This window comes from Gilvimarinus polysaccharolyticus (assembly GCF_001187555.1).
In the GTDB taxonomy this organism is placed as follows: Bacteria; Pseudomonadota; Gammaproteobacteria; order Pseudomonadales; family Cellvibrionaceae; genus Gilvimarinus; species Gilvimarinus polysaccharolyticus.
In genome coordinates, this window is the sequence record NZ_LFIJ01000002.1 from 1,439,185 (window position 1) to 1,464,103 (window position 24,919).

The 24,919-nt window shown below is 49.2% G+C and carries 17 protein-coding genes; 9 read left to right on the plus strand and 8 right to left on the minus strand.

Features of this window, described 5'->3' with window-relative positions:
- Window positions 1–15 precede the first annotated feature (15 nt).
- Together GILYN3_RS14840 and GILYN3_RS14845 are read left to right on the plus strand one after the other, a co-directional pair.
- Entirely contained in the window at window positions 16–4,716 is a 4,701-nt protein-coding gene (locus GILYN3_RS14840) for a glycosyltransferase (RefSeq protein ID WP_049723724.1), read from the plus strand.
- Between the two features lie 48 nt (window positions 4,717–4,764).
- The gene (locus GILYN3_RS14845) at window positions 4,765–5,517 is read left to right on the plus strand and encodes a glycosyltransferase family 2 protein (protein ID WP_198147368.1); all 753 of its coding nucleotides are present in this window, start codon (window positions 4,765–4,767) and stop codon (window positions 5,515–5,517) included.
- Here GILYN3_RS14845 and GILYN3_RS14850 read toward each other — a convergent pair.
- Genes GILYN3_RS14850 through rfbB form a run of 5 tightly spaced genes read right to left on the minus strand, consistent with a single transcriptional unit; the run spans window position 5,498 to window position 9,657 of the window.
- Window positions 5,498–6,247 (minus strand): glycosyltransferase, encoded by a 750-nt coding sequence (locus tag GILYN3_RS14850; RefSeq protein ID WP_084005485.1) that lies wholly within the window; start codon window positions 6,245–6,247, stop codon window positions 5,498–5,500. The two genes, GILYN3_RS14845 and GILYN3_RS14850, sit on opposite strands and share 20 nt — an antisense overlap.
- A gap of 6 nt (window positions 6,248–6,253) precedes the next feature.
- Window positions 6,254–7,129, minus strand: coding sequence for a dTDP-4-dehydrorhamnose reductase (rfbD, locus tag GILYN3_RS14855; protein ID WP_198147369.1), 876 nt, complete (start codon window positions 7,127–7,129; stop codon window positions 6,254–6,256).
- Window positions 7,122–7,712, minus strand: a complete 591-nt coding sequence (rfbC, locus tag GILYN3_RS14860) for a dTDP-4-dehydrorhamnose 3,5-epimerase (RefSeq protein WP_049723727.1) — start codon at window positions 7,710–7,712, stop codon at window positions 7,122–7,124. The genes rfbD and rfbC overlap by 8 nt, the downstream gene beginning before the upstream one ends.
- The gene (rfbA, locus tag GILYN3_RS14865) at window positions 7,709–8,593 is read right to left on the minus strand and encodes a glucose-1-phosphate thymidylyltransferase RfbA (RefSeq protein WP_049723728.1); all 885 of its coding nucleotides are present in this window, start codon (window positions 8,591–8,593) and stop codon (window positions 7,709–7,711) included. The genes rfbC and rfbA overlap by 4 nt, the downstream gene beginning before the upstream one ends.
- The gene (gene rfbB / locus GILYN3_RS14870) at window positions 8,590–9,657 is read right to left on the minus strand and encodes a dTDP-glucose 4,6-dehydratase (RefSeq protein WP_049723729.1); all 1,068 of its coding nucleotides are present in this window, start codon (window positions 9,655–9,657) and stop codon (window positions 8,590–8,592) included. The genes rfbA and rfbB overlap by 4 nt, the downstream gene beginning before the upstream one ends.
- A 202-nt stretch (window positions 9,658–9,859) precedes the next feature.
- On the opposite strand from rfbB, the gene GILYN3_RS14875 reads away from it, so the two are divergent.
- The 7 genes from GILYN3_RS14875 to GILYN3_RS14905 all read left to right on the plus strand — a co-directional run bounded on the left by GILYN3_RS14875 (window position 9,860) and on the right by GILYN3_RS14905 (window position 21,729).
- Entirely contained in the window at window positions 9,860–10,909 is a 1,050-nt protein-coding gene (locus GILYN3_RS14875; protein WP_198147370.1) for a hypothetical protein, read from the plus strand.
- A 128-nt stretch (window positions 10,910–11,037) separates the two neighbouring features.
- On the plus strand, window positions 11,038–11,646 hold the full coding sequence (locus GILYN3_RS14880; RefSeq protein WP_049723730.1) for an anthranilate synthase component II: 609 nt from the start codon (window positions 11,038–11,040) through the stop codon (window positions 11,644–11,646).
- A gap of 16 nt (window positions 11,647–11,662) precedes the next feature.
- The gene (trpD, locus tag GILYN3_RS14885; protein WP_049723731.1) at window positions 11,663–12,691 is read left to right on the plus strand and encodes an anthranilate phosphoribosyltransferase; all 1,029 of its coding nucleotides are present in this window, start codon (window positions 11,663–11,665) and stop codon (window positions 12,689–12,691) included.
- A gap of 57 nt (window positions 12,692–12,748) precedes the next feature.
- On the plus strand, window positions 12,749–13,558 hold the full coding sequence (gene trpC, locus GILYN3_RS14890; protein ID WP_049723732.1) for an indole-3-glycerol phosphate synthase TrpC: 810 nt from the start codon (window positions 12,749–12,751) through the stop codon (window positions 13,556–13,558).
- Between the two features lie 362 nt (window positions 13,559–13,920).
- Entirely contained in the window at window positions 13,921–16,506 is a 2,586-nt protein-coding gene (locus GILYN3_RS14895; protein WP_157484946.1) for a family 20 glycosylhydrolase, read from the plus strand.
- 538 nt (window positions 16,507–17,044) lie between these two features.
- Window positions 17,045–20,050 (plus strand): TonB-dependent receptor, encoded by a 3,006-nt coding sequence (locus GILYN3_RS14900; RefSeq protein WP_049723733.1) that lies wholly within the window; start codon window positions 17,045–17,047, stop codon window positions 20,048–20,050.
- 173 nt (window positions 20,051–20,223) lie between these two features.
- Window positions 20,224–21,729: a tryptophan halogenase family protein gene (locus GILYN3_RS14905; RefSeq protein WP_157484964.1), complete on the plus strand. Its 1,506-nt coding sequence runs from the start codon at window positions 20,224–20,226 to the stop codon at window positions 21,727–21,729.
- Window positions 21,730–21,760: 31 nt separating this feature from the next.
- Here the strand turns inward: GILYN3_RS14905 and GILYN3_RS14910 are convergent, their stop codons facing one another.
- Genes GILYN3_RS14910 through rdgC form a run of 3 tightly spaced genes read right to left on the minus strand, consistent with a single transcriptional unit; the run spans window position 21,761 to window position 24,913 of the window.
- On the minus strand, window positions 21,761–23,311 hold the full coding sequence (locus tag GILYN3_RS14910; RefSeq protein ID WP_232305608.1) for a tryptophan halogenase family protein: 1,551 nt from the start codon (window positions 23,309–23,311) through the stop codon (window positions 21,761–21,763).
- Between the two features lie 60 nt (window positions 23,312–23,371).
- Entirely contained in the window at window positions 23,372–23,932 is a 561-nt protein-coding gene (locus tag GILYN3_RS14915; protein ID WP_049723735.1) for a glutathione S-transferase family protein, read from the minus strand.
- A 48-nt stretch (window positions 23,933–23,980) separates the two neighbouring features.
- Window positions 23,981–24,913, minus strand: a complete 933-nt coding sequence (gene rdgC / locus GILYN3_RS14920) for a recombination-associated protein RdgC (protein WP_049723736.1) — start codon at window positions 24,911–24,913, stop codon at window positions 23,981–23,983.
- Window positions 24,914–24,919: the final 6 nt, after the last annotated feature.

Here is a 24,919-nt window from a genome sequence, read left to right on the forward strand (position 1 = left end):
GAAGGTCACCACGGTGTGCGCGAACAGATACCAGCCGATAAAAGCTCGGTAACGACTATGGATGTAATCCCAACCGTTAGTATCATTATCCCTGTTTACCGTGGCTACGAGTCAACATGTGATTGTGTCGCGGCGGCGTTAGCGGCATTGCCTGAGCACGCCAATATTATTGTGGTTAATGATGCCTCGCCCGAGCCACGGTTGTCGGCATGCTTTGACGAATGGGCTAATATTGATCGGGTTAGCGTATTGCACAATACGGTTAATCTGGGTTTTGTTGGCAGTGTTAATCGGGCGATGGCATTATCCGCGGGGCGCGATGTTGTTTTGCTTAATAGCGATACCTTAGTGGCCCTCGGTTGGCTTGAAGTAATCCAAGCTGCGGCGCTCGCCAACTCCCTCGCTGCGACTGTAACGCCTTTTTCTAATAATGCGACTATCTGTTCTTATCCTCTTTTTTGTCATGATAACCCAATGTTGCCTGGCTGCGATGTTGCCGATATGCAGCGCTATTGCCAAGCGGCAAACCCAGGCTTAACAGTTGAGTTGCCCACCGCTGTGGGTTTTTGCATGTATATTCGCCGGCAGTGCTTGGACGAGATTGGCTTGTTCGACGAGGCAGCCTTTGGTCGGGGCTATGGTGAGGAAAACGATTTTTGCATTAAGGCCAGTAACGCCGGGTGGGTACATTTATTGGCTGCCGACTGTTTTGTGTTTCATCAGGGAAGTGTGAGTTTTGCCGACGACAAGGCTCAGCTGACTGAAACGGCAGAGGCTGTAATCAATAGCCGCTACCCAGATTTTTTTACTCAAGTGCAAGAGTTTGTGGCGCTTGATCCGGTTAAATTTTTACGTGACCGGCTTGATGCTGTAATCAAGAGTGCCGACAGTGCGGCAGCGCAAGCGCTCAGGCGTATTAGAGCCGCCGAGCAAGAATTATTAACGATAGAGAAATCAATGAAAGACGTATCAATACCCGTTAACCCAGTAGAGCTGAGCCCTAAAGCAGCCCAAGCACTGGATGACTTTGCTCGCGATAAAAGCAGTAAGCTACTTTTTATAACTCACGCTTGGGGCGGTGGGGTAGAGCAGCATGTATCGCTGTTGCGGAGCATTGTGCCGGCCAGAGTAATGGTGTTACGCGGTTGTGGCGATGGGGTCGTAGAGCTTAGTTTGATCTCGGATACAGCAGAGGAGATTACCGTAAAAATGGGTGGCTTTGATGCTGACGGCATTAAGGTCTGGCTTACGCTGCTGCGTCAATTTCAGTTTGATCGGATACATTTACATCATGTACACGGTTGGAGCGCGGATGTTATTGCGCTAATAGAAGCTTTGGCATTACCGCTTGATATTACTCTGCACGATTATTATTTGATCTCACCGCGCTACCATCAAGTGGATGGCGGTGCTGTATGTGATGGCCCGAGTTGGCCTGTCGCAGACGATGAGTGGCAAGCCTTGATGGCGCCTATCGTGGAGCGTGCGGATCGTATCATTGCGCCGTCGAGTAGTATAAAAAATGCTATCAAAAGAGTTTTCCCTAGCGCCCAATATTGCGATCAAGCCCATCCGCAGCGAGTAATTGCGGCGCCTCATGTAAAAAAAGTGTTGTTGTTAGGGTCGCTCTCGCCCGAGAAAGGCTTGCAGGTGGTTGAGCAAGTGGCAACGTTAGCGGCCACTGAGATGCCAACGTTGAGTTTTCAATTAATTGGTTTTTCCACAGATCCAGTCGATGCGCCGTTAAACATGACCGGGGATTATGCCGAGCAAGATTTACCGCGACTCATTGCCGAGCAAAAACCCGATGTCATTTGGTTTCCTGCTCAAGTACCAGAAACGTTTTGTTTTACATTGTCACATGCGCTGGCTTGCGATGTTGCTATTGTTGCCTCTGACATTGGTGCCTTAACAGAGCGCTTGGCTGGTGTTGCCCATGCCCGACTTATTGCCCCAAATGCCAGCAGTGAAACTTGGTTGCAGGCATTGTCGGCCGCTACCGCCGCCAGTGCCGAGCCCACACGTGTAGTCCATGACAATATTGACGAGTACGTCAGTTGGTACATACAAAGTGTTGCTAAAGCCTCGGGTAATGCTGAAGTGGACACTCGGGCTTTACTCGACAGTATCCGAGCTTTACCCGAAGCACCGTTACCGCTTGATCGCCCAATAAAATCGTTATTGCATTTTGCTAGCCGTACTCATCATCGCGGCGTAATGCGCGAGGTGGAGCGCCGTTTGTCACTACTGCCGGACGATGAGACGGAAGTGGCTAGTATGCGCGCACTACGCCAGCTACATGAAGGGCAGGTACTGTTGGCTGATGAGTTTCACAAGGAGCGCCTCGCCTACGAAAAGCGTGCCGAGCAAAGCTTGGCGTTGAGTGAAGGTAACCTTGCCAAGGCTAAAGATAATATCAGGGAGTTGCAAAACCAAGCTCGCAACGCACAAGACCATATTGATCGCAGTGAGCAGCTAATTGCGAATTTACAGGGCCAAGTAAATGAGTTGATTGGCGAGCGTGACGCGCTGTTGAACAGTTTTTCTTGGCGTATTACTCGGCCACTGCGAGTATTAAAACGCGGTTTAATTAAGGTGCCTTATGTGTGTGCTCGGTTGGCGCGTCACATTATACGGCCGGCCTCTTATGCAAGGCTGTTTAATTTAATCCGCAGAGGCCAGTGGCGTGGATTATTTGGGCGTGTAAGGCATGAAGCAGCATCGGCCATTGCTCAATCCGAAGCTCAAAGCCATCAAGCGGCAATAAATGTTAACCCGGAGTTATTAAGCGAGCAGCCTATAACGTTGGCCCCGCTCACGCTTAAGGGCTCACAACAGCCTGTATTGTCGATAGTGATTCCGGTATATGGTCAACATGAAACCACCTATGCTTGTCTAAAGAGTATCGCCGAGAACCCGCCTAGCGTACCTTTTGAAGTGGTTGTCGCCGACGATTGTTCGCCCGAACCTGCAGTGCAAGCATTGGCAATGGTGACGGGAATTCGTATTTGGACAGCTGCTGAAAATCAAGGTTTTGTTGGCAATATGAACTCGGGTGCCGAGTTTGCCTGCGGTGAGTATTTGGTATTGTTGAATAACGATACAGTGGTAGCGCCGGGTGCATTTGATCGGTTGTTGGCAACCTTTAGCGAACATGACAATGTTGGTTTGGTGGGGGCGAAATTATTAAACCGTGATGGTAGTTTGCAAGAGGCCGGCGGTATTATTTGGCGTGATGGTAGCGGCTGGAATTATGGTCGGGATCAAAACGCGCAAGACCCACGATTTAATTATGTCCGAGATGTTGATTATTGCTCTGGTGCGGCCCTCGCCATTAAGCGCGAGGTGTTTTTGCAGCTAGGTGGTTTTGATACTTATTATGCCCCTGCCTATTATGAAGATACTGATTTGGCGTTTCGTATACGTGATAAAGGTCTGCGTGTTCTGTATCAGCCCAGTGCCGAAATTTATCATTTAGAAGGTGTTAGTCACGGCCGTGATGAGACCAGCGGGATCAAAGCGTATCAGGTTATTAACAGTAAAAAGTTTTTTGACCGCTGGCAGAACGTGTTGGCGAATCACGCTGAAAATGCCATTGATCCGGATAACGAAGCGCACCGTACCACTCGTGGTAATGTGTTAGTGATTGAAGCCTGTATGATCACGCCCGATCAAGATTCCGGCTCGATTCGAATGTTGAATTTGTTAAAGCTGATTAAAGCCGAAGGCTATCACGTTACTTTTGTTGCTGATAACCTAGAGTACCGAAAAAAGCCGGTTGATGAACTACAGGCGGCGGGTATTGAGGTGTTACACAACCAGTGGGCGGGCTCGGTACGAAAAGTATTACATAAACGCGGCGCCGGCTTGAAAGCCATTTTAATTAGTCGTCACTATATAGCCTCGCAGTATGTGGCATTAGCCCGTGCCTGTGCGGCCCAAGCACGGCTTATTTTTGATACGGTTGATTTACATTTTGTTCGTGAGGAGCGCGAGTTTGAAGTGTCGGGTGATGCGGCGCTTAAGGCTCAATCTGCGATCACAAAACGTAAAGAGCTAGAGCTTATTAATAATTGCGACATTACTCTGGTGGTGTCCGAGTTTGAAAAAACCTTGCTGGCTGAAATCGCGCCTACCGCGACAGTGGATATCGTATCAAATATCCATTCTCACTCGCCCGAGCGTCCAGGCTACGAGCAGCGAGAGGGTATTTTGTTTGTCGGGGGATTTCGTCACCCACCTAATATTGATGCGGTGCAATGGTACGCTAAAGAGGTGTTGCCGCATATTGAGCAGTTGCTGCCAGGGGTTAAAACCTCGGTAATCGGTAGCCATATGCCAGATGATATAAAGGCGTTGGGGTCGGATAATTTAATTATGCGTGGCTTTGTCGAAGATATAGAGCCTCAGTTGCAGAGCGCTCGTGTGTCTATTGCACCGCTGCGTTACGGTGCCGGCGTTAAGGGCAAGGTAAATGAAGCGATGAACTACGGAATCCCCGTAGTTGCTACCAATTGTGCGGTAGAAGGTATGCATACGGTACCAGGAGAGGACGTTTTGGTGGCTGAAGACCCGCGAGAGTTTGCCGAGGCGATTGCCAAAGTGTATCAAGATGCCGAGCTTTGGGGGATTTTGTCGCGGGGCGGAATTAATAATCTTGAGGCTCACTTTTCACCTCAGGCAATGACACCTGCTGTGCAACGTATTTTAAATTAAACGATGAGCGAAGCTGCAGCTTGTAACGCTGAATTATCGAGTTCACCTATGGTGAGTATCGTTATGCCAGTGTTTAATGCGCAGGAGACAATAGCTCGAGCCATTGCCTCGGTACAAGCTCAGAGTTACCCTCACTGGGAGTTGTGGCTGGTGGATGATGCCTCGACCGATGCGACAGTAGCGCAGGCAACAAGCTATGCCGGTCAAGATGCGCGAATCAATTTAATCCAGTTGCCGAGCAATAGCGGCTCACCTGCGGCGCCTCGTAATGCGGCATTAGCACGAGCGCGCGGCGATTTTATTGCCTTTCTCGATGCCGACGATGCTTGGGAGGCTAATAAACTTGAGCTGCAATTGGCCGCGATGCAGCACTCGCAAGCGGCTATAAGTTGCACTGGTACAAAAGTAGTGTGCGCTACGCAGAGCAAAGCTTATGTGCGTACACCGCCATTACAGGCAAGCTATAAATCATTGTTAAAACAAAACACGTTAGTGTGCTCGAGTGTCATGATTGATACTGCCGTGTTGGAGGAGCGCTTGTTTCCGCTAGTGGGGCACGAGGATTACGCGCTGTGGCTGGAGCTTACGCGAGCGGGGTGTTCGGTGCTGGGGGTGCCGGATAGTTTGACGATCTATACCGTTAGCGCTAATTCTGTTTCGGCCAATAAGCTAAAAGTATTGCCATATTTTTGGAAGATTTATCATCAACGTGAAGGCTTTTCGCCTATTAAAGCCTTGTTGTTGACATTACGTTACGCATGGCTTGCCCGTAAGCGCGCGTTTAATCATATTCGCGCCTAAGTTTTCGTTTTCGTAAACTTAGGGTTGCTAGTGCGGCTAACATGCCCAGCCGACTCTTGGCTATTTTGTACCAAGGACGGCGTGTTGGCGTTGATACATTGCTTGCGTGTTGTCGCTTAACGAGTACATCGTTGTCTAAATGAGTCATTGCTTGATCGATATTGCCGGCCATTGCTATCCATAAATCATGCGATTCTACATACGATGGGATTGGTAGAATCTGCCGCTTCAATTCTTGACGAAAAGCCATAGCGCAGCCGTAGTAAGGTCTTGTTCCCTGTAATATCCCCCAGAGATTAGCTGTATAACGGCCGCTGTCAGATGCATATAGACGGCGCTTTTGGGGTGGGTGTATTGTTTTTCCATGCTGGTCTATATCAGAAAAATTACCGGCGACAACTAAGCAAGTCGGTGAGTTAAGCGCCGCTTTGATGGGTGCTAAGCGTTTTTCTGGCCACACATCATCTTGATCAGCTAAGACAATCACTGTGCCTTTAGCTTGAGAGATTGCTTTGGCAAAGCTCGCGACATGGCCCAAGCATTGGGCATTTTGCTGGAGTTTAATACGGCCATCTTGCTGCGCTCGAATAATACTGACGGTGTTATCTGCAGAGTCGTCATCAACAATAATGAGCTCATCCTCGAGCGCCAGCTCGGCTAAAATGCTGTCGAGCTGGCTGACAATAAATGCTTCACCATTGTGAGTGGCCATGCAGACGCTAATGGTCATGCTTAATTACCCTAAAAATTCTGGCAGTGCTTTTTGCAAAGAGGATAGCCAGTGGGGGATGGTTAGGTCAAAATCTTGTTTGATTTTAGCCTTCCATAATAAACTCATATGAGGGCGCTGCGCCGGCGTTGGATACTGCTCGGTGGTGATGGGGGTCAGTGCGCAATCAAGTGTTTGCTGTTGCATGATGCTCCAGGCAAAATCGTACCAGCTGCATACGCCTTCATTGCTGTAGTGATAAATCTCGGCACGCTTGTCTGCCAGTTTACCGCTGAGGAGTATATCAATAAGCGCTTGGGCTAGATCGCGCGCCCAGGTGGGGCTGCCAATTTGATCGCTAACAACGTTTAAACTTGTGCGCTCGCGGCCTAAGCGGCTCATGGTGGTGACAAAGTTATTGCCAAATGCAGAGTAAACCCAGCTGGTGCGAACAATAATGCCAGCCGCACCGCTTGCGGCAAATGCTTGCTCGCCAGCGAGCTTGGTATGGCCGTAAACGCTTTGCGGATCTGCGCTGTCAGCTTCGCGGTAGGGGTGATATTGCTTGCCGTTAAATACGTAATCAGTGGATACGTGAATAAGACTGGCGGCAATATTTTTTGCGCTTTGGGCTAACTGTGCCACCGCTAAGTGATTGATTGCATCGGCAAGTTCTGGCTCCGATTCGGCTTTATCGACTGCGGTGTAAGCGCCACAATTAATAATAATGTTGGGCTGTAGCTCGTTTAGCTGTCGCGCGATAGCGGTTCGGTCGGTTAAATCCAGCGCGGCTCGATCGGCAAAGTGCCAATCTATAGCATTATACTGTTTGCTCAGTTGTGCCAGCTCACTCCCTAGTTGGCCATTGGCACCGGTGACTAAAATACACAGACGCTTAGGCATAATAATTTTTACCGTACTCAAATAACGTGTCAGGGGCGGTTTGTTGTCGTGTTAATAATGTTGGCTGTTGGGCATCTTTGGCCGAGGTGACAAGCTGGCTGGTGTTTAGCTGCCAGTTAATGCCTAGTGCGGCGTCGTTATAATGAATGCCGCAGTCGTGCTCGGGGGCGTAATGGTTATCTACTTTGTAGGCAAATATTGCTTGCTCGCTAAGCACAACAAAACCGTGAGCAAAGCCCCGGGGTACAAATAATTGATGTTTATTACTGCCACTTAAATGCGCTTTTACATGTTGGCCAAAGGTCGGGCTGCCGACGCGAATATCAACAGCTATATCTATAACCTCGCCACTTATAACCCGTACTAGTTTACTTTGTGCGTGAGGTGGCAGCTGATAATGTAAGCCACGTAATACGCCGCGCGACGATAGTGATTCGTTATCTTGGTTGAAGTTAACACTATGACCTAACGTTTGTTCGAGTTGATCTTTGCGAAAGGATTCAAAAAAATAGCCGCGCTCATCGCCGTGTACGGCGGGCTCGATTAAAATAACATCGGCTATTGCCTGGCGGGTCAGTTTCATCTTGGAGTGTCCTCGGCGGCGCGGGTTAGTAAGTATTGGCCGTACTGATTTTTTGCCAGCGGTGCGGCGAGATCGTGTAAATCTTGTTTGCTTATATAGCCCAGCTCGTAGGCGATCTCTTCTATGCAGGCAATTTTTAAACCTTGGCGTTTTTCAATGGTTTCTATAAATTGCGCTGCCTCGAGCAAGCTCTCGTGGGTGCCGGTATCGAGCCATGCATAGCCGCGCCCCATTAGCTCGACTTTAAGTCGGTCACTATCTAGGTACATCTGATTGATGCTGGTGATTTCTAGCTCGCCTCGATCTGATGGCTGAACTTGTTTGGCTTTGGCGACAACGTCGTTGGGGTAAAAATATAAGCCAGTAACAGCAAAATTTGATTTGGGCTTTTGCGGCTTCTCTTCGATACTAATGGCATGGCCGTTTGTGTCAAAATCTACCACGCCATAACGTTCTGGATCGTGTACGTGATAGCCAAATACGGTGGCTTGGTTGTTGTCGGCGTTAGTCACAGCGTGAGCCAAAGTTTCGCTTAAATGGTGGCCGTAATAAATATTGTCGCCCAGTACCAAACAGACAGAGTCATTGCCAATAAATTCTTCGCCTAAAATAAACGCTTGTGCCAGCCCGTCGGGAGAGGGTTGAACAATATATTCAAACGTTAAGCCTAAGCTTGCCCCATCACCCAGCAACCTTTTAAAGCTGGGCTGGTCCTCAGGTGTGGTAATGATGAGAATATGACGAATACCCGCCAACATTAAAATAGACAGCGGGTAGTAGATCATTGGCTTGTCGTACACGGGGATCAGTTGTTTAGAAACCCCTTGGGTAATTGGGTATAAACGTGTGCCGCTTCCGCCGGCTAAGATTATGCCTTTCATGTTTTTGCTCCTATGCGTTCTAACTGGTAGGCGCCGCTTAACACGTTTTGCCACCAAGCCTCATTGTTTAGATACCACAGTACGGTTTTACGCAGGCCGCTACTAAAAGTCTCTTGCGGGGTCCAGTTTAGTTCGCGAGCGATTTTGCTGGCGTCAATGGCGTAGCGTACATCGTGGCCCGGACGATCTTTTACGTAGGTGATTAAATCTTCAAAGCGTTTAACGTCGGCAGGTTTACGAGCGCTTGCCAGTTCTTCTAATAGCTCACATAAAAGTTTTACTACCTCTATGTTGCGCACTTCATTGTGGCCGCCAATATTGTAGGTTTCGCCCACTTTACCTTGAGTAATAACGCGCACCAAGGCACGGGCGTGATCTTCTACGTATAGCCAATCGCGTATTTGGTTGCCATCGCCGTAAATAGGCAATGGTTTGCCGGCCAGTGCATTGAGAATCATGTGCGGGATGAGTTTTTCTGGAAAGTGACACGGGCCGTAGTTATTGGAGCAATTGGTGATTAATACCGGTAAGCCGTAGGTGCGCAGCCAAGCGCGGGCTAAGTGATCGGAGCTGGCTTTACTGGCCGAATACGGCGAGCTTGGGGCGTAAGAGGTCGTCTCGGTAAAGAGATCGGTTGTGCCTTCTAAGTCGCCATACACTTCATCGGTCGAGACGTGATGAAAGCGAAAGTTGGCTTTTTTATCACCGGATAAAGCGTCCCAATAACGACGCGCCTGCTCGAGTAAATTAAATGTGCCTAAAATATTGGTTTGCATAAACTCACCGGCGTGGTCGATAGAGCGATCCACGTGGCTCTCTGCGGCCAAATGCATAATTGCGTCGGGTTGTTGCTCGCGCAAAATATCGGCAATAGCGCTGGCATCGCAAATATCCATTTGCACAAATTGATAGCGACTATTATTGGCGACTTCATTCAAAGAGGCGAGGTTGCCCGCGTAGGTGAGTTTGTCCAAATTGATAACGTGATGTTCGGTGTCGTTAATCAAGTGGCGAATCACGGCAGAGCCGATAAATCCGGCGCCGCCGGTAACAATAATTTTCATGGATTTGATGATGCGTCTCTGTCTGTGAGTTGGGTCTTACAAGCTGTGCGTCATGATAACGTAAGCGATTAGGGGGTTGTAGTAAAAAAGTTTGTCATCTGGCGCAAGAAGCATTATTGCAGTTGCACCAGCGTCTTAGGCTGATTATCGTACTATGGCGAGAGTTTTGCTTTTAACGTCAAACAATAATAAGGAACATTCTATGTGGGACTTTAGTTTAATGAATGCCGTCAGGCTTATGGGCCGCACGCTACCGTTTATCGTGTTGCGTTTGTTGGTGTATGTGGGGATTGCGCTGGGGTATATCTTAATTACCGGTATTGGCGCTGGCATTGGCTACGGCGTCACCGCTATTGGCGACGGTGATGGTGGCGGCGCTTTTATTGGTGGCGCGCTGGGTTTTGCGATTGTTAGCGGAATTTTGTATTGGGCGCGGGAGTATTTGCTGTATTTGATCAAGGCGGGCCATATTGCGGTGTTGGTCGAATTACTGCAGGGACGTGAGTTGCCGGCCGGTCGCGGGCAAATAGATCATGGCCAACAAGTGGTTAAAGAGCGTTTTAAAGAGGCGTCCGTATTATTTGGCGTAGACCAGCTGATTAAAGGCATTTTGCGTATGCTTAACCGGATGGTGATGTCGATCTCTAGAATGATTCCAATACCAGCGCTGCAACAGTTGGCGGGCTTGGTTAATCGAGTGATTAACACCTCATTAACTTACGTCGATGAGGTGATGTTGGCTTACAACATTAAGGTAGCTAGTGATAACCCTTGGCAGTCCAGTAAAGATGCCCTGATTTTGTATGCGCAAAACTATAAGGTAATGCTAAAGAATGCCATATTCTTGATGCTGTTTATGTACATATCGGCGTTTGTCATCTTTTTACTCATATTGGCGCCGGTGGCGGCTATCGCCACCTTGTTTCCAGGGTCTGTGGGTGTTTGGTCATTCTTAAGCGCTGCATTGCTGGCTTGGAGCATCAAAGCGGCCTTGCTTGAGCCCTTGGCTGTAACCGCGATGATCGAGGTGTACTTTAAAACCATTGAGGGGCAAACGCCCAACCCCGAGTGGGACGAAAAACTCAGCAGCGCCTCTGATAAGTTTCGCGAGATGTCGCAAAAGGCCGCCAGTTACGTGAGTGATACTTTTGCCTCGAGCAATACCGCTACCTCAGCCGATGTTAAATCTGACGGTTCACCTGCACCACAACTGGATATTAAAACCGACAACTCACCTAATAACGCGCCTTAGTGGCGTTTGTATTAACGGCGTTTGACGTAGGCGGCGTACCACAGCCGCCCGAGCCTATTGATATTATTAGAGCTAAGGCCTAGCATTCGGCCCACTTTTGGGCCATTTGCCGGCGGTTTACCTGCGCTATGCTGTTAATGATTGATAATTACGACTCGTTTACTTACAACCTTGTGCATTATTTTGAGGATCTAGATTGCGAGGTGTTAGTGCGCCGTAACGATGCCATCACCGTGGCCGATATTGACGCATTAGCGCCTTCCCATATTGTGATATCGCCCGGCCCTGGTCGGCCAGAAGATGCTGGGGTGTCTATGCCCGTTATCGGCGCTTTTTCTGGTAAAATTCCTATTCTTGGCGTTTGCTTGGGGCACCAGTGTATTGCCCGCGTATTTGGTGCGCGTGTTGTTCATGCCGCCCGCGTTATGCACGGTAAAACGGCTAAGGTGGGGCATTCTGATGCTGGTGTGTTTCATGGTTTAAGTAACCCGCTGGAAGTCACTCGCTATCACTCACTGGTGGTAGATCCGGATACTTTACCTAGCTCATTGCGTGTTACCGCCTGGACGGAAGGCACTTATAGGCCGGGCCAAACACTCGAAGTCATGGGTTTGCAGAACAGTAGCGGCACAGTGCAAGGGGTGCAGTTTCACCCCGAATCGGTTAAAACCCAGCAGGGGCATCAATTGCTGCAAACATTTATAACGGGCCCAGCTAATACGGGCGCTGCGCATTAATAACGAGGAGAATATCGTGGATACTAAAACCGCGCTGGCGCGAATAGTAGAGCAAATAGACCTAAGCACCGATGAGATGATCGCGGTAATGCGCGAGGTAATGACCGGTGTTGCTACCGAGGCGCAAATAGGCGCCTTATTGCTGGGCCTGCGTATGAAGGGCGAAACCATTGATGAAATTACCGGTGCCGCAATGGTCATGCGCGAGCTGGCGTCTGGCGTCGAGATAGATGTCGATCACTTGGTCGATACCTGTGGCACCGGTGGCGATGGCGCCAATTTATTTAATGTCTCAACGGCCAGCGCTTTTGTCGTGGCCGCCGCCGGTGGCTATGTGGCAAAACATGGCAATCGCTCGGTCTCAAGCTCGACCGGCAGCGCCGATGTACTCGAGGCTGCGGGCATTAACCTGAATATAACACCCGAGCAAGTTGGCCGTTGTGTCACCGAGTTGGGGGTGGGCTTTATGTTTGCGCCAGCTCATCACAGCGCCATGAAACACGCCATTGGCCCGCGCAAAGAGCTGGGCCTTAGGACGATCTTTAACATGCTGGGCCCCATGACCAACCCCGCCGGGGTTAAGCGTCAAGTGATCGGTGTGTTTAGCGATAAACTTTGCCGCCCCATGGCCGAAGTACTGCAGCGTTTAGGCAGCGAGCACGTTATGGTGGTGCACGCGGCCGATGGTTTAGATGAGATAAGTCTGTCTCGCGAGACCCATGTGGCCGAGCTAAAAAATGGCAGCATTACCGAGTACACCATTAAGCCCGAAGATTTTGGTATCGCCAGCCAAAGCTTGATTGGCTTAACGGTTGACGATGCGCAAACGTCGCTGGCGCTTATTCAGGCCGCGCTCGCTAACGAGCACAATGATTTAGCCCACAAAGCCTCAGATATTATCGCTCTGAATGCTGGCGCCGCTATTTATGTCAGTGGCCTTGCCGATACTTTAGCGGAGGGGATAGCCCGAGCTCAAGACACTCTCGGCTCTGGGCTTGCGGGTGAAAAACTGCGCGAGTTGGTCGCTTTTACTGAATGCTTTTAATAAGCTTGATATAAGACAGGGGCTCTTAAATAAGGGCCCTTAATAGGAGGCAAGGCGATGACTGATACGCCCACTGTATTAAAAAAAATTATCTCTCGTAAATGGCAAGAGATAGCCGAGCGCAAAGCCGTTGTTAGTGTGGCGCAGCTTGAGCAGCAAGCTAAAGATGCCGACCCAGTACGGGGCTTTGTGCAGGCGCTAGAGCGCAAAGTCGCGGCCGGAGAGTCGGGCGTAATCGCTGAGATCAAAAAGGCCTCGCCCAGTAAAGGCGTGATTCGCGAAGACTTTGTCCCCGCCGATTTAGCTCGCAGTTACCAGCGCGGCGGCGCGGCTTGTTTGTCGGTGTTGACCGATGTGGATTTTTTTCAGGGTAGTGATGACTACCTGCGTCAAGCCCGCGCGGCAGTGTCACTGCCAGTGATTCGCAAAGATTTTATTGTCGATGAATACCAAGTGCTGGAAGCGCGCGCCATGGGCGCCGATTGCGTCTTGCTGATTGTGTCGGCTTTAAGCGTTGAGCGTTTGCGTGAGCTGAACGATTTTGCTTTGAGTTTAGGTTTAGATGTATTGGTGGAGGTGCACGATGCCGCCGAGCTGGAGCTGGCGCTGGCATTGCCCAACCGTTTGATTGGCATCAATAACCGTAATCTCCATACCTTTGAGGTTAGCCTGCAAACCACTTACGACTTATTGCCCCATATTGGCGACGATCGTTTAGTGGTAACCGAAAGTGGTATTTTGGCACCCGCTGATGTTAGTGCAATGCGTGCGCAAAACGTGAATGCCTTTTTGGTCGGCGAAGCTTTTATGCGCCAACCTGATCCGGGAGTGGCGTTGTCAGAGTTTTTCGCAAACGAGCCTTTGTAATCGGTGCGATAGACAAAGCAAGGTGCCCGTACCTTGCTTTGTCTTTATTGATGTAGTTCTAGTTATAATTCCCCACGGTGTTAACTCTGTTGTTACTCTCAATCAGTGTGTTTTTTAAGATATTTTTAGAGTGTTTGTGTATTTTTATCTTATCTCTGTGTTGTCATCTTCCTTTGTAAATTCCCGCTTTATGAGTATGGCGCCTGCAAGCGTTTATATGTAAAGAAACTCTAACCTCGACTATGTTTTGTGATGCTGCTGGACAGTGGCGTTTATTGGTGTAGTCTAGACAACGTTGTCATTTGACGGATGCAATCACATGCCGCTCAAGATATTAAGTGAATCTAGTTGGGGATATAACAATGAAATACCTACTGATGGGGCTGTTGTGCCTCTATGGCGCTACCGCTGCGGCCGCGACTTTTACTCAACAGTCGCTGCACAGTTTTGCCAGCCAGGCGAAAGTGCGCTTTAGTGTGCTGAGCAATACCGGTGCTAAAGGCACGCAAATACGCTTAAGTGTTATTAATGACTCAGAACAATATCTGCCTGCGGGTGAATCTGACTGGTCGATTTATTTTCACTCAGTGCGCCAAGTGACGGCTACCGCAGGCGAGGGTATTGCCATTGAGCATGTGCAGGGCGATTTGCATCGCGTTATACCTACCGCCCAGTTTATTGGCCTTAAGGCCGGTAATACGTTAAACGTTGTTTATACCCCCGCCGCCCATATGGTGAGCTATAGCGATTTTATGCCGCGCACGTTTGTGGTGGTTAAAGGCTTGCAACCCGAGGTGTTTAGCAATACAGACACCGAGGTGTTTAGCGACTTTGTCGACCCGATAACCCAACCTGAACAGCAAATGCGTAATGCCGACGATAAGTTTTTGGTTGCTACGGCCGCGAGTCGCTATCAAGCCAATCAAGCTCTACCTGCCGCAACCGGCAGTGCCGTAGATGCCTTAAAGCGGGTTATTCCCACCCCTAAAATGGTGGATTATCAGCGCGGAGAGGCTCAGCTGGACACGACCTGGCGCATTGTTTATGCCGGGCGTTTAAAAAGCGAAGCGCAATACCTTAAAGCCCAATTGGCGGATGTAGCGGGCTTGGCATTAGAGGCAAGCCCAAGTACGGATCTTAGTTCTAGCGCTGATGATACCCGAGTTATTGTGATGGCCGTGGGTTTGCCGGACGAGCGTAAGTTAGTACTACCTACAGGAGCCGAGAGCTACAACCTAAGCATCGATAAGCAGCGTATTGTGGTTAACGGTCGAGACAATGCCGGCGCGTTTTATGGGGTACAGAGCTTGCTGGGGTTGTTGCCGCCAAAGCCAAACGAGGCGATAACCTTACCGCGTTTGCGTATCGCCGATACACCGCGTGCCCATTGGCGCGGTATGCACTACGACATGGGGCGCAACTTTCACGGCAAGGCGGTAACACTGCGGCTAATCGAGCAGATGGCGCGCTACAAACTCAACAAGTTGCACATGCACTTAACCGAAGATGAAGGTTGGCGTTTGCAGATTCCAGGCTTGCCTGAGCTGACCGACATAGGCGCTAAGCGTTGTTTTGATTTGGCCGAACGTGAGTGCTTGCTTACTCAGCTGGGCACCGGCCCCCACTCCACTGGCTCGGGTAACGGTTATTTTACCCGCGCTGATTTTGTCGAGATTCTTAAGTTTGCCGCGATCAGACATATAGAGATTATCCCCGAGATCGATATGCCGGGGCATGCTCGGGCGGCGGTTAAATCTATGGATGCACGTTATGCTCGGCTAATGGAGCAGGGCGATGAGGCCGAGGCACGACGTTATTTGTTGGCTGATCCAGATGATGCGTCAAACTATATAACGGTGCAAAGTTACACCGATAACTCTATCAATGTGTGTTTAGAGTCAACCTACACATTTGTCGATAAAGTTATCTACGAGTTACAGCAAATGTACCGCGATGCTGGTTTAAAACTCGATATTTTCCATATGGGGGGTGACGAGGTAGGCAAGGGCTCTTGGAGCGCTTCGCCCGTGTGTGATGCGCTGTTTGCCAGTGAACAGGGTGTGTCAGGCCCGGCGGATTTAAAACCGTATTTTGTCAGCCGGGTATCCAGTTTGGCTAATGCGCGAGGCTTGTCGTTAGGAGGCTGGGAGGATGGCTTAATGTACGACGCCACTAACACCTTCAACCGCTCACAGTTTGTTAATAAAGAGGTTATCGCCAACGCTTGGGATAATATTTGGGAGTGGGGTGTGGCCGATCGGGCCTATCGACTGGCCAATAATGGTTATCAGGTAGTGATGTCGCAGGCGACCCACCTGTATTTCGATCATCCCTACGAAGTGCACCCTGACGAGCGCGGTTATTACTGGGCGGCACGCGCCACCAGTGTCGCTAAAGTGTTTGGTTTTATGCCGGACAATCTTTACGCCAATGCCGATTTCACCCGCAATGGTGATCCTATCCGTGATCTAGAGGCCCTAGTCGGGCGTGAGCTGCCCAAGCTGCAAACGCCTGACAATATTTTAGGTATGCAAGGGCAGGTATGGAGCGAGACGATTAGGACGGCCGAACAGCTCGAGGCGATGATTTACCCGCGAGTCATGGCGGTGGCCGAGCGAGCTTGGCATAAAGCAAGCTGGGAGGGCAGTAACCCCAATCTAGCGGCACGTAACCGAGCCTTTGCCGACTTTAGTCAAACCTTGGTGCTTAAAGAGTTGCCGCGAATGCAGCATGCCGATGTTAATGCTCATTTGCCGCCGCCCGGCGCGCTGCTTAAACAGGGTAAGTTACACGCCAGCAGTGCTTGGCCTGGGCTGAGGGTGGAGTATCGCACTGATGCTGATTCACCATGGCTACCCTACTATAACGCCGTTGAGGTTAAGGCTTCAAAGCTCGAACTGCGCACCCGTGCAGGAGCTTATACCAGTCGTATTACCACAACCGATTAAACCAAGCTGAAACTAGAACGTAGCCGGCGGTAATACTTGCCGTCGGCGGGGGGCTTTAGTTACTTTAAGCAACGTTGTCAGGTGTTTTTTACCGAGCAAAAGAAAGTTAAATTTTTTCATTGGTTAATACTGTTTTTTGGCTTCTAACTTGCTGTTTTGTAAGACTATTGTCAATTATGGTTTGTTTGACCATAAGGGTTGGCCGTAAAAAACATTGTTTTTGTGCTATTGACAACGTTGTCCCAAGGGCGGTAAAACTACACTTGTGATATGCGGGTATGCCTAACAAACATAGGTTGGCTTACCTTACGTCATATTGATACGCCAGCTTTAATGCCTGTCTATCGACAACTTTATTTTAAAGGGGGAAACGACTCGCGTTATAAAAGTAACGCTACAAAATTAGAAAAAACATAGGGTTGTAAGCGTCCGGAGGTTACACCCGAGTACACGCTGGTTTGTTCGGCTGGTGCTGTAGTGTTGCGTTATTTTGCCTGAAACAACAAATAAGTTATTGCCACATATGAGGAGTTCCAATATGGATACTAAAAAAAATAAGTTTAAGCGGAAGTTGCTGGTTACGAGTATTGCATCGTGCGTACTGGCCTCGGCTTATGTTAATGCTCAAGAATCCGAGCCGATGTTAGAAGAAGTACTGGTTACAGGTGTTTACGCATCGCAACAAAATGCGGTTAACACTAAGCGCGATGCCGCATCGGTGGTGGATTCCATCTCTGCAGAAGATATCGGTAAGCTTCCAGATGTTACTATCTCAGACTCGTTACAACGTATTCCTGGTATCCAGGTTGAGCGTACCGCCGGTGAAGGTGGTCCAGTTCAGATTCGTGGTTTAGGCAATGTTGCCACTACCTTGAATGGCGAAACATTCCTTAGCGCTACCACTATTGACTCTTCTGGTGCTGATTTCGGTGATCTACCTTCACAGCTATTCACTGGCGCGGATGTCTACAAGTCTGCTCGTGCAGATTTAAGCTCACTGGGCATAGCAGGTACTGTTGATCTAAAAACTCGCCGTCCTTTCGATTTAGATGAGGGTTGGACCTTTGCCGGCCAAGCGGAAGTTGATCACGGTTCTATCAGTGAAGAGTACGATCCTACCATTAGTGGTTTGATTGGCTATAACGCCGAAAATTGGGGCATTGTTGTTAGTGCGGTAACCACCGAGAAAAACTTGGCAACCGACTACAACGGCTATTTTGATACATCAGAAAACGGTGGTATTGGTGCGACCAATAATAACCACACTTGGAGTGCTCCTGCACAAGACGCTGATGTCTACCATTTAGTGCCACAGGGTTTTGCTGCGTTTAATAAAGAAGAAGAGCGTAACCGCGATGGTATTAATGTATCGTTCCAAGCGCAATTAACCGATAGTGTTGAGCTGGTTGCTGATTATTTTTACAGCAAGCAAGATCGCTTTAACCGTCGCATGGGCTTCTCACACAACAACCGTTGGCAGACATTCACCGATTACGCTTACGCTGCAGACTTTGGTGAAAATAGCTTTGTTGATGAAGCCGGTAACGACTGGCAAACAGTTAACAGCTTTGAGGTGCTTCCGTACCGCGTTCAGTCATTTACTCAGGTTAACCGTAACACCGAAGAATCTGAGAACATGAATGTTGAGTTAAACTTTGATAACGGTGGCCCGCTTACCGGTCAGGTTCGTGTAACTCGCGCCAATGCAACAGCATCCATGCGTCACGGTTATATCGAAGGCGATATGATGAACGTTGATCAGGGCAGTCTTGTAACTGGCCCTGGTGGTTTGTTGCAATCTCAGTACTGTGACGAATATGGAGTGATTCCAGGAACCAGTCGCGGTGACAATGGCGGTTGTTTTGTCCAGTACTCTCCCGATGGCATGACCGGCACTGACTGGCGTATCTCGTACGATGCCTCTGGCGAACATCCAGTATTTGGCGGCTTCGATCAAATAGTTGATGGCGGCCAAGGCCAAATGTCTGTTGCTGATTACATGGCGAACATCGATACGTATCGTGTAGGTGCAATCTCATCGGAAAACAACTCTGATGATGATGGCGAGCTAAACACTTTCAGTACTCGTTGGAACTATCAGTTTGATGACACTCCGTTTATCAGCAGCATCGATTTTGGGATGCGTCAAAGCGAACGCAAGGTTGATCACAATGTCTTCTCTTACTTCGCTAACTTTGCCGATACTGGCTGTTCTGCCCAGTGGAAAGCGAACGATCAGTTTGCCGGTACGTCAGAGTGTAACCCTGATTTGCCACAAGGTGAGATGGTTGATGGCGAGTTTGTAAATTACAGCTTAGTTCCGCCAATTCGCTTAGACCAGTATAACGACGTCATATTTATGGATGACTTTGGTGGTGTATCAGGTATTCCTGGTGTGTGGGTTGCAGACCCTAGCGCCTTTGATGACACACTTGCGTATCAAGAAAAAGTATTTGGCGAGCAAACTAAGTTTGGTCAACCAGGCCAAAGCTACAGTGTTGGCTTAGATGAGTTTAGCTATTTTGCACAGGCTAACTTCGAAGCAGGTGATTTTAGCGGTAGCTTAGGTGTGAAAGTTGTTGAAACTGAGTTGAGCATCGTTCAAAACGTTACTGGTGAAAGCGTACCTCACTCGGGTGTTAGCTATGATGTGGGCGATGTATACACCACCCGCAACTACACTGATGTGTTGCCGGCATTAAACTTGGCCTACGACATTACAGAAGATTTAAAAGTGCGTTTTGCTTATGGCGAAACTATGCAGCCTTTAGATCTACTGACTTGGGGTGGTGCTAAGTCTACCGGTCGTGTATTTAATGAAGAATGTGGTTGCATGCGTGTCAACGGCGGTGCTCTAAACGGTAACCCTGAGCTTGATCCTACTCGTGCTAGCAACATGGAAATATCGGCCGAGTGGTATGTAGGTAATGCCTCTGCGTTGAGTGCAGCAATCTTTAACATCGACATTGATAGCTTTGTTACTGGCGGTACCGTCATGATTGACGAGCCAGATGCCGATGGTATCTTCCGTGGTCCTTGGCCTTTCTCAGCGCAAGTACAAGGTACTGGTGGCGAAGTGCAAGGTGTTGAGCTAGCGGCTAAAGTTGCCTTTGCTGATATTACCGATGGTTTTATGTCAAACTTTGGCTTCGATGTTAACTACACCTTGTCTGAAAGCTCGCAAGATGCTGTTGGTTTAGGTGGCGAAGAGTTGCCATTCGTCAACAACTCTGAAGATACCTACAACGTGGTTGGTTGGTTCGAGAATGAGTACTTGTCAGCTCGTTTGGCATACAACTTCCGCTCGCCACGTCTGATTTCCGCTGGTAGCCCAGTGACTGGCATGCAGAGCTTGTATCAAGACGATTACGGTCAACTTGATCTGAACGTTACTTGGGATGTTACCGATAATGTTGCTGTGTACCTTAACGGCTCGAACATTACCGAAGAGTTCCAACAAACGTATGTTGAGTTTGCTGAGCAAAAAGCTTTCCAAAACATCTACGAAGCTCGTTGGGCACTGGGTGCTCGGGTAAACTTCTAAGTACTGGAACAAGCTGTAGTATGTTGCGAGCGCTCGGTTAGGGTGTCTCGCACATTAAAACCGTCGTTAAGGCCGTAAGGTTTTTGCGGCGGTTTTTTTATATTCACATATCGGTATATGATGAGCTTGTGTAAGTGCTTTAATGACGATTAATGAACAATAAGGTGGGTACTGTGACGGTACACAATGTCAGTAATATTGTAATTGTGGGTGGCGGCACGGCCGGCTGGATGACAGCCGCCAGTTTAAGTAAGCATTTTCGTAAAACTAAGGTTGCCATTACGGTAGTCGAGTCTTCGGCTATTGGCACCGTTGGTGTAGGCGAGGCGACGATACCTACCTTGCGGCGCTTTTATGCTGAGCTCGGCCTTGATGATATGGCCGTTATGAAAGCGACTCAGGCGACTTGTAAGCTGGGTATTCAGTTTCAAGATTGGTATAAACAGGGGCATAGCTTTATTCACCCCTTTGGTCTGTTTGGCCAAAAAGCCAACGGTATTGATTTTCATCATTACTGGTTACACCTTAAATCGTTGGGCGATACCAGTGCTTTGGCCGACTACTCACTGGGGGTTAATTTGGCCAAAAACAACAAGTTTATTGAGCCTTCTGTTAATCCGCCGTCAGAGCTGTCGGTTTATGATTGGGCGCTGCATTTTGATGCCGGGCTGTTTGCCAAATTAATGCGCGAGTATGCCGAAAGCCATGGAGTCACCTGTATAGATGCCAAAATTGACGGAGTTAACTGCGGCGAGGAAGGTATCGACTCATTAGTTTTAGATGATGGCCGTGTTATTAACGGCGATTTATTTATTGATTGCTCGGGTTTTAAGGGGTTACTTATCGAGCAGGCATTGCATACCGGCTACCATGATTGGAGCGAGTGGCTGCAGTGCGACAGTGCGGTGGCGGTGCAGAGCACCAGAGCCGGCAGTGCGCCCTCTTATACGGTGACTCGCGCTCATCAGGCAGGCTGGCAGTGGCGTATTCCGCTGCAACACAGGGCGGGTAATGGCCATGTGTTTTGCAGCCGCTATATCAGCGAAGATGAAGCGATAGCAACACTTAAAAGTAATATAACCGATGAGCTATTACACGAGCCGCGCCGCTTTAAATTTACCCCCGGCCGACGCAAACTGGCTTGGAATAAAAACTGTATCGCGGTAGGGCTAGCCTCGGGTTTTTTAGAGCCGCTGGAGTCTACCAGTATCGCGCTCATAGAAACCGCGATTGAAAAAATTCGGCGAGTGTTTCAACGGCCGTGGTATACCGCCGCTGCGGTTGATAATTTTAACGATTTAACGGCGCAGGAATATGAGCGAGTCAGAGATTTTATTATTTTGCACTACAAGTTAAATCAGCGAGAGGACGGCGAGCTTTGGCGTTATTGCCGCGAGATGGAGCTGCCAGAAATGCTGCGGAAAAAAGTGGCAGCGTTTCGCTCGCAAGGCGATTTGATCCGTTACCCTATTGAGATGTTTGGCGGCCCGAGCTGGGTGGCGATTTATGATGGGTTTCAGTATTTGCCCGAGCAGTATGATCAGCGGGTAACCAAGATGAACCCTGAGTATTTACAAAAGGCCTTGGGCGAGATGCGCCAATCGGTCGCATCTGCCGTGGCATCGGTGCAAAGTCACGATGATTTTATTGCTCAAAATTGCGCGGCGGCAGCGCCGTAGTAACCATGCTAACTGCCGCCCCGTCCGAGGGTTAATCTTCGGCCGCACAGTGACGGGCAATAAACTCGGCGTGCGAGGTGGGCTGGCTGGCGGCATTATGAATAGTGTCGCGTATTTTTTTCAGTTGTTGCTTTAGGTCGCCAAGCTCAATGGCATCGGCGCGGCGATCGTAATCGTTGGCATCGTAATGAAATCCCATATAAATAGCCGCCCAACTATCGGGCTCAAACGCCTCGGGCGATTGCGCCATAATATAACCACGGCTCTTATAAAGCTCCATCTTGTGCCGTAGGGTATCGGGTACCGCCATGTTTTGGCAGTGCCGCCAGAACTCGGTGTCAGAACGGCGAGTGATTTTGTAATGCAAAATAATAAAGTCTCGAATTCGTTCAAACTCGTGACGATGCTGCCTGTTCACTTCGTCTATATTACTTTGACAGTAGCCATGGTGCGGAAAAAACGTTAGTAACCGGCTGATTCCGGTTTGTATAAGGCTAATGCTGGTGGATTCTAATGGCTCTAAAAACCCCGAGGCCAGCCCTAATGCGTAACAGTTTTTATGCCAAACTTTCTTGCGGGTGCCAGTGACAAACTCAAAGGAACGAGGCTCTTTAATGGGCGCGCCGTCTAAGCCTTGTAGCAGTGTTTCTCGGGCTGTATCGGTGTTGCAAAAGGCGCTTGAGTAAACGTAACCGTTGCCGGTGCGGTGCTGTAATGGAATGCGCCACTGCCAGCCAGAATCTCGGGCAATGGTCAGGGTGTAAGGGGTTGGATCGCCATTTTTTTCGGTTTGTATGGCAATCGCACGATCGCAAGGTAGCCATTGCCGCCAGTCGTCGTATCCGGTTTTTAGCGATTGCTCGATAAGTAAGCCGCGAAACCCGGAACAATCGAGAAATAAATCACCTTGAATTTTCTTGCCGTTATCCAGCCGTATCGATTCAATATGACCGTTGCTCTGGTCGAGTTGGACGTGTTCAATTTTCCCTTCGAGTCTTATAACGCCACGTTGTTCGGCGTACTCACGTAAAAATAATGCGTAGCGACCGGCATCAAAATGGTAGGCGTAACCGTAATCGGCCAGTGGTGTTGGCGGATTAGGGTGAGGCTGGGCAAAGCGACCCTGCTTGGCGAGCTGAGCAGAAAAAGAGTAGTCGGACGGGTCTATCGCTTCGCCTTCGAGCTTTAAGCGATTTAGATAATGATAAAAATCGACGCCCTTTAATGGCATGCCGTAATCGGCAAAAGGGTGAAAAAGCGTTGAGTTTGGTTGTCGCCAGTCACGAAACTCGATACCAAGTTTAAATGTGGCGTGAGTTTTTTTAATAAACTCTAGCTCGTCTATCCCCAAAGAGTGATTAAAGGCGCGAATACTGGGGATGGTTGCTTCGCCAACACCAACAGTGCCGATTGCTTCGGATTCCACAAGGGTAATCTGTGGCGCGAGGGGTAGGCTACCTTGTTGCGTTAGTACCTCGAAGTGATGCGATAGTGCCGCCGCTGCCATCCAGCCTGCGGTGCCGCCGCCGGCGATAACAATACGTTCAATAGTGTTGGTTGTGCGAGCGGATTTTGTATTCACGGTGCTACCTTTAACGTTGTTTTAATCAGAGTTCTGGCGCGTTTAAAAGAGGCGCTTATGTTACAGCGGCGGAGGCGCCGTTTGAGCAAAAGCCGGGTACTGGTTGGCGTGCTCTAAAAACACAGCAAGGTTGGGGTAGGCGGCAAGCGATATACGCCCGCGATATAACCCCCAGGCCAAGTAGCAAGCCAAACGTAGTGCCATATCGCCGTAAGGTGAATGCTTGGGCAGCGGCATTTGATCAAGTTCGGCCAAGGTGGAGTCGACTCGGGTGCGCTGACGCTGTAAATAGCTACTTTGCTCCACGTTGATGCCGTCGCGCTCTAAGAAAAATAAATTAACGCAGGCATCCATCGAGGTGTTAACCAGGCAAAAAGCATCGTATTCGGTAATGTCGGCAAGATAAGGTTGGCCGGATTTTTCTCGAATGTATTTTATAATGGCGGTAGAGTCGGTAAGGACTGTATCGCCATCTTGTAAAAACGGCACTTTTTGCGTGGGTGATTGTTGGGCACTGGCTTTGTTGTCGGTTTCGATCAGCTCAAAATCAAGCCCTGACTCTAATAGCGCAATGCGACAGTGGCGAACAAAAGGCGAGGTGTAGCTACCGTAAAGTTTCAAAATGCCTCCTACTTAATTTTTGGCGTGAGATCAGTGCAGAGCGGTATATTAAATTGCCGCAGTATCGCTTGCCAGTGTCTCGTTGCTCTCGCCGCCAAAAGCGTCGATGGCGGCACGAATAAACGCTGATAATTCAAGCGTCATAATGGCGAATTCGGCATCAAATTGCTCGGCTAACGTTTCGGGCGCTCGATCACCTGCACGCTCAAGCAGCTCATCGGCAAACTTAATACGCTTAAACGTGAATTGATCATCAATAATACAACTGATGGCTTCTTTCCACTGCACTGCAAGTTTACTGACAAACATGCCAGTTTCTAAATGTTGGCGAACTTGGTCGTCGTGGAGATCGAGTTTTTTACAGCGAATCACGCGTTCATCGTTACTGGCGTTAAGTTCGCACTCATCGCCCAGTTCAAAATCTTTGGCCAGCTCGTGCGTGCGCACCCAGTGGGTCATAACTTGAATGGCTGGATCTTTGGGGTTCAGTGGCACTAGCCGTAAACTGCCCAAAGCCTCACGCAGAGCGCTGAGCATATCTTCGGCGCGGTTGGCACTTGAGGCATTAACAACAATCAGATCGTTGCGGGTGTCGATGTAGGCAAAGTCGATACTCGATTTGGTAAAGGCTTGAGGCAGTAGGGTGAAAATGATCTCATCCTTCATGCTGTCACGCTCTTTACGCCCAATGGGGCGGCCCTCTTCAGCGCGAATAGCGCGGACTTTTTCGTCTAACTGTTCTTTGATAACTCCCGCCGGGATAATTTTTTCCTGCTTTTTTGCCGTAATAGCGATATAGCCATTGGCGGCATGGGTTAGGGTTTGACCGTCGGGGCCCAGTGGCGATACCCAGCCGTAACGGGACATGTCCATCTTGCCACAGGGGGCAAAGCTATTGCTTTGCAGTGCTTCGTCTAGGGCTTCGGCGGTTGTTGTAAAAGGCTCGGCTAGACGAAAGACTCGTAAATTTTTAAACCACATAATCAG